The 10830-nt window shown below is 67.0% G+C and carries 9 protein-coding genes and 1 tRNA gene; 5 read left to right on the top strand and 5 right to left on the bottom strand.

Annotation, left to right across the window (positions count from 1 at the left end; translation table 11 throughout):
• Both ACLB1G_RS05635 and ACLB1G_RS05630 read right to left on the bottom strand, forming a co-directional pair.
• A tRNA-Arg gene (locus ACLB1G_RS05635) sits at nucleotides 1-77 on the bottom strand.
• Between the two features lie 189 nt (nucleotides 78-266).
• A complete protein-coding gene (locus ACLB1G_RS05630) occupies nucleotides 267-497 on the bottom strand; it encodes a hypothetical protein (protein ID WP_491626213.1) in 231 nt (76 codons plus the stop codon).
• A 280-nt stretch (nucleotides 498-777) separates the two neighbouring features.
• On the opposite strand from ACLB1G_RS05630, the gene ACLB1G_RS05625 reads away from it, so the two are divergent.
• From ACLB1G_RS05625 to ACLB1G_RS05615, 3 genes are all read left to right on the top strand, one after another.
• Entirely contained in the window at nucleotides 778-1602 is an 825-nt protein-coding gene (locus ACLB1G_RS05625; RefSeq protein ID WP_491626212.1) for a response regulator, read from the top strand.
• Nucleotides 1603-1706: 104 nt separating this feature from the next.
• Nucleotides 1707-4253: a hybrid sensor histidine kinase/response regulator gene (locus ACLB1G_RS05620; RefSeq protein ID WP_491626211.1), complete on the top strand. Its 2547-nt coding sequence runs from the start codon at nucleotides 1707-1709 to the stop codon at nucleotides 4251-4253.
• Nucleotides 4254-4559: 306 nt separating this feature from the next.
• The gene (locus ACLB1G_RS05615; protein WP_491626210.1) at nucleotides 4560-5534 is read left to right on the top strand and encodes a diguanylate cyclase domain-containing protein; all 975 of its coding nucleotides are present in this window, start codon (nucleotides 4560-4562) and stop codon (nucleotides 5532-5534) included.
• Between the two features lie 122 nt (nucleotides 5535-5656).
• On the opposite strand, the gene ACLB1G_RS05610 is transcribed toward ACLB1G_RS05615, so the two are convergent.
• Nucleotides 5657-6076 (bottom strand): hypothetical protein, encoded by a 420-nt coding sequence (locus ACLB1G_RS05610; RefSeq protein ID WP_491626209.1) that lies wholly within the window; start codon nucleotides 6074-6076, stop codon nucleotides 5657-5659.
• A 197-nt stretch (nucleotides 6077-6273) separates the two neighbouring features.
• Here ACLB1G_RS05610 and ACLB1G_RS05605 point away from each other — a divergent pair, with 197 nt between their 5' ends.
• On the top strand, nucleotides 6274-7893 hold the full coding sequence (locus ACLB1G_RS05605) for a response regulator (RefSeq protein ID WP_491626208.1): 1620 nt from the start codon (nucleotides 6274-6276) through the stop codon (nucleotides 7891-7893).
• Nucleotides 7894-7971: 78 nt separating this feature from the next.
• Nucleotides 7972-8664, top strand: a complete 693-nt coding sequence (locus tag ACLB1G_RS05600) for a sensor histidine kinase (RefSeq protein WP_491626207.1) — start codon at nucleotides 7972-7974, stop codon at nucleotides 8662-8664.
• A gap of 178 nt (nucleotides 8665-8842) precedes the next feature.
• Here the strand turns inward: ACLB1G_RS05600 and ACLB1G_RS05595 are convergent, their stop codons facing one another.
• The gene (locus ACLB1G_RS05595; RefSeq protein ID WP_491626206.1) at nucleotides 8843-10138 is read right to left on the bottom strand and encodes an NAD(P)/FAD-dependent oxidoreductase; all 1296 of its coding nucleotides are present in this window, start codon (nucleotides 10136-10138) and stop codon (nucleotides 8843-8845) included.
• A gap of 18 nt (nucleotides 10139-10156) precedes the next feature.
• A complete protein-coding gene (locus ACLB1G_RS05590; protein ID WP_491626205.1) occupies nucleotides 10157-10648 on the bottom strand; it encodes a hypothetical protein in 492 nt (163 codons plus the stop codon).
• Nucleotides 10649-10830 lie beyond the last annotated feature (182 nt).

The raw sequence follows: 10830 nt of genomic DNA, 5'->3' as shown, positions 1-10830 counted from the left end.
TGGTGCGGCTGGCAGGAATCGAACCCACGACCCCTTGGTTCGTAGCCAAGTACTCTATCCAGCTGAGCTACAGCCGCCCGAGCAACATTATAGCGCACATATTTTGTTTTGCAAAGTTCGATATTTCTATCGTTTTATTGGGTCGGGTCAATAAATCACCGAATCAACTTGCATCACAACACATGCCACTTGCTGCATCCCTCACAACGGTTCCCCGTTTGAAAGAAGCAGCATTATAGTGAGGTGTTTCTCCCTTGTCCAGCCCCCTAGTCGAGGCCGTATTCAGCCGCCGCCTTGGCAGTCCACAAGGCCTCCTTCTCTGACGGAAACGGTTCACCATAGCAATCGATTTTTCCGTCCCCGCCCACGAACCTGACCCACCAGCCTTCGTCGTCTGACAACAACACGATGTCGCCCGCGCGGGCGTGCTGTTCCAGCCCTTCGCCAGGCTCCAGCACGACGATATTCACCTTCCTGTGCTTGATCACTTTCGCCATGCAACCTCCTGTCTATGTTGGCCACCCATCTTATTCACGTGGCTTATGGGGCACATTACAAATAAGAATTTGCATTTTATTGCGCGATGCAGCATGATGGAAACGTCTCCTCTATTCTCCTCCAAGGAAATAGATTCAGCCCGCTCCCAGAGCGGGCTTTTTTTTGCGCCGCCCGCCGGACTGTACGCCACCGCACATCAGACAACCATGCTTTTGGTGTAGCATGCCTTTGCGTTTCAGTTAAATCAATAATATCAATAAGAAAGACGGGTATATCGCAATGACCGAGACTCACAGCATCGTCCCTGCCGCTCCCGACTGGTCCCGTACGCCACTCGGTCCGCAGGAGGCCTGGCCGCCTGCGCTGCGGCTCACGGTGGACATCATGCTGAACACACCGCTGCCCATGCTGCTCATGTGGGGCAGTCAACACATCATGGTCTACAACCCCGCCTACGCCGAACTGGCCCTGCCCGGCACGCAGAAGCAGGCCGGCGCCATCCTTCCCACGTTGCAGCCTCCGGCATGGAGCTGGAACAGCGCCGCCATCGGCGACGTATGGGCAGGCCAGGCCGCTGTCTGTCCGGCCACCGAACTGCCGGTGTGGCGCAGCGGTGCGGCGGAAACACTGGCGCTGGACCTGCATTACACCCCGGTGCGCGGCCAGGATGGCGAGGTGGCCGGCGTCCTGTGCGCGCTGGCACCCGCCAAGCTGGCGCCCTCCGCATCTGCAGCCGGCGGCGCCTTGCGCATCCTGGTAGTGGAAGACAATGCCGATGCTCAATATCTGGTGTGCGAAACCCTGCGCGCCCTGGGCCACGAGGTGCGCGCGGCCTTGAGCGCCGAGGACGCCTTGCCCTTGCTGGCCGAGGCCTACGACGTGCTGTTCACCGATGTCAGCCTGCCCGGCATGTCTGGCGTGGAGCTGGCGCGCCATGCCCTGCGCAGCCATCCGGCCATCGCCATCATGTTCGCCTCGGGCTACGGGGACGAATTGACCCGCCACCTGGAGTTCCCCTCGCGCTCGCTGCAAAAGCCGTACGACATCGACCAGCTGCAAGCCGCCCTGGACGATATCGGCAAAGGCCTACAAGGCCAAGGGTAGTAGTCCGGCATGACGACGCGCCGCGCCAGCCGCCACGCTTCCGCTCCGGACGCTACAATGGTTCATTCCATTCCGCGCCGCCCTGCATGCGCGGCTCCAGTTTTATGACCTTGCCAGATCCGACCGCCAGCCCCAGCCCAACGCCGCCGACGCCGGAGGCCGCACGCCGCGCCAGCAACGAGCGCATGCATTTGCTGCTGGCCACCATGAATGAGGGCTTGCTCATCATCAGCCCCGAGTGGACCATAACCCAGATCAATCCCCAGGCCGAGGAACTGCTGCGCGCCGCGCCGCGACAGGAGCTGGCCGGCCAGTCCCTGTGGCAGGTGCTGCCTTCCCTGCGCGGCGGCATCCTGGAAAGCCAGCTGCGCCACGCCCTGGCCAGGCAGCAGCCGGTGCAGTGCGACTTCTACCATGCGGCGCGCGAGCGCTGGCTGGCGCTGCGCGCCCTGCCCTCGGCCGACGGCCTGCTGTGCTATGTGCAGGATGCCTCCAAGCGCCGCAGCGGCGACGACGCCCTGCGCCAGAGCGAGGCCGACCTGCGCGCACTGGCCGACACCATCCCGCAGCTGGTGTGGATCGCCGAGGCGGACGGCCAGCAGGTCTGGTACAACCGCCGCTGGTACGACTACACCGGCGCCAGCGACGGCATGCTGCTGGGCGACGGCTGGAAGCAGGTGTATGCACCCGATTGCGTGGACCTGATGGAGCAGCGCTGGCGCCAGTCGGTGCACAGCGGCCAGCCGTTCGAGATGGAACTGCCGATACGCGGCGCCGACGGCCAGTTCCGCTGGTTCCTGACCCGCGCCAACCCGGTGCGCGGCAGCGGCGGCAAGGTGCTGCGCTGGTTCGGCACCTGCACCGACGTCGACCAGGTCAAGCGCGCCCAGGAGGCGCTGCGCGACGAAAGCGACATCCTGGAAACCCTGAACCACACCGGCGCCGCCCTGGCCTGGACCCGCGACCTGCAGTCGCTGCTGCAGGAGGTGACGGACGCCGCCACCCACATCAGCGGCGCGCGCTTCGGCGCCTTCTTCTACTCCGGCGTGGGGGCGGACGGCGCGGCCCTGCTGCTGCATACGCTGTCGAGCAATGCGCCATCCGGTTTCGCCGGCCTGGGCGTGCCGCGCGCCACCGCCCTGCTGGGCCCCAGCCTGCTCGGCCACGGCACCCTGCGCTGCGACGATGTGCTGGCCGACCCGCGCTACGGCGCCAATCCGCCTCACCTGGGCGTGCCGCGCGGCCACCCGCCGGTGCGCAGCTACCTGGCGGTGCCGGTGGTATCGCGCTCCGGCGAGGTGATCGGCAACCTGCTGTTCGGCCACCCGGAACCGAACATGTTCAGCGAGCGTACCGAGCGCATCGTGGGCGGCATCGCGGCCCAGGCCGCGGTCGCGATCGACAACGCGCGCCTGTTCGAGGCCACACAGCAGGCGGCCCAGGAGCGCGCCGTGCTGCTCGAAAGCGAACGCGAAGCGCGCGCCGAGGCCGAGCGCAACAGCCAGCTCAAGGACGAATTCCTGGCCACGCTGTCACATGAGCTGCGCACCCCGCTGACCGCCATCCTGGGCTGGGCCCAGGTGCTGCGGCGCGGCGGACGCGACCACGGCGACCTGGAAAAGGGCCTGTCCACCATCGAACGCAATGCGCGCGCCCAGGCCCAGCTGATCGAGGACTTGCTGGACATGAGCCGCATCACCACCGGCCAAGTGCAGCTGAGCATGGCTACCCTGGCGCCGGAGGCGGCGGTGGCCCACGCCATCGACAGCGTGCGCCTGGCGGCCGAGGCCAAGCATATCCGCATCGAACAGGAGATCGCGCCGGACGCCGGCCTGGTCACCGGCGATCCCGGCCGCCTGCAGCAAATCTTCTGGAACCTGCTGACCAACGCCATCAAGTTTACGCCGCGCGGCGGCGCCGTACGGGTCAGCGTGGCGCGCGAGGGCGAGCAGGTGGCGGTCGCCGTGCAGGACAGCGGGATAGGCATCGCCCCGGCCTTCCTGCCCCACGTGTTCGAGCGCTTCCGCCAGGCCGACGCCTCGGCCACGCGCCGCCACGGCGGCCTGGGACTGGGACTGGCCATCGTCAAGCACCTGGTCGAGCAGCACGGCGGCACGGTGTCGGCCGCCAGCGCCGGGGAAGGCTGCGGCGCGCTGTTCACGGTGCGTCTGCCGCACAGCGTGGCGGCCGTGCCGGCGCCGTCCCCGGCGCGGCCGGCGCAGCGCGCGCCGGCCGCGCCAGTGGATGCCGATTGCGACCTCAGCGGCCTGCAAGTGCTGGTGGTGGACGACGAGGACGATGCGCGCGACCTGATCAAGCGCATCCTGACCGACTGCAACGCCGAGGTGCTGACCGCCGCCACCGCCAGCGAAGCCCTGGCCCTGCTGCAGCACCGCCGCCCCGACCTGCTGGTGTCCGACCTCGGCATGCCGGAGATGGATGGCTACGGCCTGCTGGACCGCATCCGCGCCATGGGACCGGCCCACGGCGGCGACCTGCCGGCCATCGCCCTGACCGCTTTCGCCCGCGCCGAGGACCGCCAGCGGGTGCTGTCCAGCGGCTTCCTGGCCCACATCGCCAAACCGGTGGAGCCGGCCGAGCTGGTGGCCAAGGTGGCTGCCAGCCGCCATGCTGCGGCGCGCCATGCGTGACGCCAAACACAGGTAATGAGACTTGATTACGCTATAATCCTTACCTATATTGCAAGTTGCTCAGTCCGCCAGGGCACTTTCCAGGAAGATGGTGTTGCAACTCCTACCCGGGCACGGCGCACTGTCCTACAAGCAATCTTAAAGTCTCTTGATACACTTGGAAAATCAGAAAAACAGGGTACAATTAATTTCCACATGGAAATAATTTCCCCGGTAGTGTGCAGCGCAACAACAGTGCTTGCATTATCGTTAACAAAACCCGCCTGCTTAACTGGGAGGCAGATTTGAGTACTGAGCGAGACCATTATGCCGAGCCGAGATGACATCCTGAACGCCAAGATCCTGGTGGTGGATGACTGCGCGGACAACATCGACCTGATGCTGGAAATCCTGCGCGAGTTCGGCTACACGGATGTGACCTCCACCATGCTGCCGGAGCAGGTGTGCGCCATGCACCGCCAGCACTGCTACGACCTGATCCTGCTGGACCTGCAGATGCCGGAACTGAACGGCTTCCAGGTCATGAAGGGACTCAAGGAAATCGAACAGGGCGGCTACCTGCCGGTGCTGGCCCTGACCGCCCAGCCCAGCTTCAAGATCGCCGCCCTGGAAGCGGGCGCGCGTGACTTCATCAGCAAGCCCTTCGACCTGCTGGAAGTGCACAAACGCATCCACAACATGCTGGAAGTGCGCCTGCTGTACAAGGAACTGGCCCAATACAGCAAGAAGCAGCAGGAACTGGCCCTGCACGATCCGCTCACCGGCCTGCCCAACCGCCGCCTGCTGGAAGACCGCATCGCCACCGTGCTGCAGCACGCGGCGCGCCAGCAGAACAAGGCCGCCGTCATGTACCTGGACCTGGACGGTTTCAAGCCGGTCAACGACACCTACGGCCACGCCTATGGCGACGAGATCCTCAAGCAGGTGGCGCAGCGCCTGGTGGGCTGTTCGCGCAAGGAGGACACGGTGGCGCGTGTGGGTGGCGACGAATTCGTCATCGTGATGGGCGACATCAACGCCATGGGCGACGCCCAGGAACCTGCCAACAAGCTGATCGAGGCGGTCTCGGAGCCTTACGTGGTCAATGGCGTCACGCTCAAGCTGTCGACCAGCATCGGCATCGCGATCTTCCCCGACCACGCCGACCGCGTCGACGCCCTGATCGCCAGCGCCGACGCTGCCCTGTATGACGCCAAACGGGCCGGCAAGAACCGCTACAGCTGCGCCGGCGCGGCCGCACCGCTCGCGGCCTCCCCCGCCAAGGCGTCCAGCCTGGTATGAGCTTGGCCGGGCCGCGCCAGGCCTGGCTGCGCAGGCCGGGCCGGCCGCAGCAGGCAACCGGCATGAAACCCGCGTAAAAAAAAGGCTGCCGCGGCAGCCTTTCTTCATGGGCGGGCCCGCTATCAGTGGGCCGCCTCCGCTTCCTTGACGCCGCTCTCGGTGCACTCGGCCACCTTGGCCGCGTGCTGGTGGTCGCTGTGCGCGTCCACTTTCTCGGGCGGCACCTCGATGCGGGTGATGCCGGAATCGACCGAGATCGGATCGCTGGCCGGGAAGGTCATCTCGACCGCGTCGTCCAGCAGGGTTTCCTTGGCCTGTTCCTGCGGCGAGGCCTGTTCGTGGTCGGCCAGTGTGGCGATGGCGACCGCCCACTTGACGAACTGCAGGTTGGCCAGGTCGCGCACCGTGTGCACCTGGAATGCCTGGGCCAGCGCCTGGGCGTCCTTGGCGCTGACGCCGCGCAGCGCGCTGACGGGAGCGTCGGCCAGGGAGCGGAAGCTGTGGCCCACGTATTCTTTGTCCACTACGGTATCGATGTTCATGATGGGGTCCTTTCAATGGGGATGGATACAGTGTGCAGGCGTGGCCGGCCCCGGTCTGTGCGGCATCGTACACACCCCGCGCGCGATTGCCCGGAGGGCTTTTGACATTCATATAAGCAATTGCTATGATCAGCCGGACCGCAACGTGGCAGCTACCGGGCCGCTAGACCCATGCAGGACATGCCGGTACCCAGATCGTGCCTACACTCGACAAACCAAAAATCCTGGTCGTCAATGACGACGCCAACAGCCTGTTTGCCCTGACCAGCCTGCTGTCGCAGTGGGCCGAGCAGGAATCCTATGAAGTACTGGCGGCGCGTTCCGGCCAGGATGCGCTGCGCCAAGTGCTGATGCACGATTTCGCCGTCATCCTGCTGGACGTGAACATGCCCGGCATGGACGGCTTCGAGACGGCCGAGGCCATCCACCAGCGCGCCCGCTCGGCCGATATCCCCATCATCTTCATCACCGCCTTCCTGGCCGATGAACTGGACCGCCTCAAGGCTTACCAGCGCGGCGCCGTGGATTTCCTGTTCACCCCCGTGATTCCGCAGGTCCTGTACGCCAAGATTTCGGTATTCGTGGCGCTGGCCATGAAGAACGAGGAGCTCAAGCTGCAGGCGCGCGAACTGAGCCAGCGCACCACCGAATTGACCGCCACCAACCAGCGCCTGACGCGCGAGATGGCCGAGCGCCAGGTAGCCGAGCGCCAGAACCACGCCAAGGACGAGTTCCTGGCCATGCTGGGCCACGAGCTGCGCAATCCGCTGTCCGCCATCAGCAGCGCCGCCTCGCTGATCGGCCTGCCCGGGGTGTCGGCCGAGGGCGTGGCGCGGGCCCGCAAGATCATCCAGCGCCAGAGCCAGCACCTGGGCCGCATCGTCGACGACTTGCTGGACCTGTCGCGCGCCATGTCGGGCAAGATCCTGCTCAACCGCCAGCCGCTGGACCTGGCCGCGCTGACCGCCGGGGTGCTGGAGACCTTCCGCGCCACCGGCCGCGCCGCCGACTACCAGCTGGTGCAGGAACTGGACGCCGGCTGGGTCAGCGGCGACAGCACCCGGCTGGAGCAGATCACCAGCAACCTGCTGGACAACGCCCTGAAGTACACGCCGGCCGGCGGCCGCATCGAAGTGCGCACCTGGACCGAGAACGATGACGTGGTGCTGTGCGTGCGCGATTCCGGGGTAGGCATCACCGCCGACCTGCTGCCCCACGTGTTCGACGTGTTTGTCCAGGGCAGCAGCACCCTGGACCGCTCCCAGGGCGGGCTGGGCATCGGCTTGTCGCTGGTGCGGCGCCTGACCGAGCTGCATGGCGGCGCCGTGCAGGCCGAGTCCCGCGGGCCGGGTGGGGGCAGCACCTTCACGCTGCGCCTGCCGCGCATCGAGCACGCGGCGCCGGCCATCCCGGCGGCCGCCCCGGAAGCGCGACACGGCAAGCCCAGCATCGTGCTGATCGAGGACAACGACGACGGCCGCGACATGATGGCCATGATGCTGGGCTGCTACGGCTACGAGGTCAAGCAGGCCGCCGACGGCCTGGCCGGGGTGGCGCTGGCGCACAGCTTCCAGCCCGGCCTGGCGCTGGTGGACATCGGCCTGCCCGGCATCGACGGCTACGAGGTGGCGCGCCGCCTGCGCGCCGACCCGGCCACCCGCCACATCAAGCTGATCGCCCTGACCGGCTACGGCCTGGCCGAGGATACCCGGCGCGTGCAGGAAGCGGGCTTCGACCGCCACCTGGTCAAGCCGGTGGAGATAGGGCAGCTGATGGAAGCCATCGACAATTGCGCCCAGGTGCCGCTGTCGCCATGATGCATGCGCCGCCTCCCGCCAGGCTCGGGTATCATCGGCCCCGAGCAAACCAACTTCCACCGACCTATTGAGCCGCCTATGTCCCAGCCCGATTCCGCCGCCCTGGAAGCGCAGCGCAGCGCCGATCTCAGCGAACTGCTGGGCCACGTCCACAGCAGCTGGGACGAGCAGCGCCGCAGCCTGGCGCGCCAGCTGCACGACAACCTGGGTTCCTCGCTGACCGCGCTGTCCATGCACCTGGGACTGCTGACCCACAAGCTGCCGGACGATCCCGCCCTGCAGCAGCGCGCCGGCCAGATGAAGCAGCTGCTGCAGCAGATCGTCGACAGCAACCGCCAGATGCAGCACCGGCTGTGGAACGACAAGCTGGAATTCCTGGGCGCGCGGGTGGCGCTGGGCGAGACCGTCAGCCAGTTCGGCGCCCAGCAGCAGATCACGGCGCGCAGCAGCCTGCCGGACGACGAGCTCGATTGTCCGCGCAGCTACGGCATCGTGCTGCTGCACGCGCTGGAGGAAGCGCTGCGCAATATCGCCAGCCACGCCAGCGCCAGCGAGGTCGACGTGATCGTGGACGACAACGAGGATGAGGTCACGCTGACGGTCAAGGACAATGGCGTGGGCCTGAACGGCGTCGGCCCGGATACGCCCGGCAAGTTCGGCCTGCGGGTGGCGCGCCAGCGCTGCGCCCACCTGGGCGGCAGCCTGACCCTGCGTCCCAACCCGGACAGCGGGACCATCCTGACCGTCACGCTGCCCAAGGCCGCCGTATAGCGTATCCGCTGCAAGCGGGCAGGTCCGGCGCGGGCCTGGGCCGTGGCGCCGCAGCCGGTGCGCCTGCGCGGCATGACGCCGCAATCACGCCGTGCCGGAACAGGCGCTCAGTGCGGCAGGCCCAAGGGCGTGCCGCGCTTGATAGGGAAGCGCGCCATGCCCTTGCCCGGTCAGGCGCTCAATGCAGCTTGACCAGCGGCGTGCTGCGCTTGATCAGGAAGCGCGCCAGCGCCAGCACGCCGGTGCGCACCGTGCCCAGCACGGCGCGGTGATGCATCAGGTGCAGGCTGGCGTACATCAGGCGCGCGACGAAGCCTTCCACGAACCAGCTCAAGCCCTTGAGTGAGCCCATAAGGCTGCCCACCGAGGTGGTCTGGCCGAACGACACCAGCGAACCGTAGTCGCGGTATTCATACGGCTGGGACTGCGGTGGCTGGCCACGGTCGCGCCGCACCAGGGCCTGCAGCAGATAATCGGCCTGCTGGTGCGCGGCCTGGGCGCGTGGCGGCACCAGCTTGCCGTCCGGTCCGGCGCAGGCGGCGCAATCACCGAGTGCATAGATATCGCTGTGGCCCTTGACCTGCAGGTGGGCATCCACGTCCAGCTGCCCCGACCGCGTGACGGGCAAGCCCAGCCCGCCCAGCCAGGACGGCGCCCGTATCCCGGCCGCCCACACCACCAGGTCGGCCGGATAGACGGCGCCTTCGGCCGTGCTGACCTGCTTGTCGCCGATGGCGGTCACGCGGGTGCCGGCCACCACCTTGATGCCGCGCTCGTGCAGCAGCGCCAGCGCGGCGGCCGCCACCTTGTCCGGCAGCGGCGCCAGGATGCGCGGCGCGCCCTCCAGCAGGGTGATGCGCACGTCGCGCAGGGCCTGCAGCTGCTGGAAGCCGTAGGCCGCGTACACGCCGCTGGCTTCGCGCAGCTCGGCCGCCAGTTCCACGCCGGTCGCGCCGCCGCCGATGATGACGATGTCTATCCCGGCCGGCGGCGCGCCTTCGGCCTGCAGCTCGGCCATGGTCAGCAGTTTCAACAGGGTAAGGCGGAAACGCTCGGCGTCCTCGGTGGCGTTGAGCGAGATGGTGTGCTGCTCGGCGCCGGGCACGCCGAAGTAATTGGAGGTGCTGCCGACTGCGATCACCAGCGCCTCGTAGCCCAGGCTGCGCTCGGGCAGCACGGTCTCGCCACCCTCGCCGCTGATGGCGCCCACGGTCAGCGTCCTGGCGGCCGGATCGAGCGCCGTCATGGGGCCGTACACGAAGGTGAAGCCATTGTCGTGGGCCAGCATCTGGTAGGACAGGCCTTCCTGGTGCACGTCCAGGGTGCCCGCCGCCACTTCGTGCAGGGACGGCTTCCAGATATGGTACAGGCGGCTGTCGACCAGGGTCACCCGGCCCGGCAGCTTGCGGCCCAGTTTGCAGGCCAGTTCCAGGCCGCCCGCACCACCTCCGACGATGACGAATTTACTGTGCAAGCGGCGCTCCTTTATCGGTTAGTGGCGGCCGGGGCCGTGGTCGTTGTCATGGCCACGCCCGTGGCCGTTGCCGGGGCCGCGGTCATGGCCGCGTCCGTGGTCGTCGCGGCGGTCGTCAAACCGTTCATGGCGTGGACCCGGGCCATGACCCTCCCAGCGGGGGCCGGGACCGTGGCGCTCGCGGTAGCGCGGCGCGTACTCGTTCACATACCAGCTGTCCTGCACGAACAGCACGGGACGGCCGCAGGCGCCATAGGCGCGGCAGTGCTTGGACCAGTGCCTGGCGTGGCCGGGCGGCACACGCAGGTAGATGGGCTCCACCGGCACGTAACGCGCCGGGCGCTGCACGATGATGGGCTGCTGGTACAGCACCGGCGGGGGACCGAAGTCGCCCAGGTCGAGGCGGCCGTAGAAGCCGGGCTGGCCCACGGTGACGGACACACCCACATTGGTGGCCATGGCGGAACAGGACAGCGCCAGCAGGCTGGCGGCAAGGATGGCAGTTTTCATGACGTTCTCTTTCTGGATGAACGCAGGCGCTGGCGACAGCTGGCTGCCTGCGCCTCCATAGTGGGCCCACGGGCGGCAGCTGTCTGTACGCTAACGAACATTGCCATTTCCGCGCCATTATTGCTTGCCGTCCAAAAAACAAGCATGCTAGACTAATAGTTCGATCTCTAATCATTTGAAGG

The sequence above is a fragment of the Duganella kummerowiae genome, from assembly GCF_053572355.1.
The sequence above is the reverse complement of the archived record's forward strand: the minus strand, read 5'-3'. Positions and strand labels throughout refer to the sequence as shown.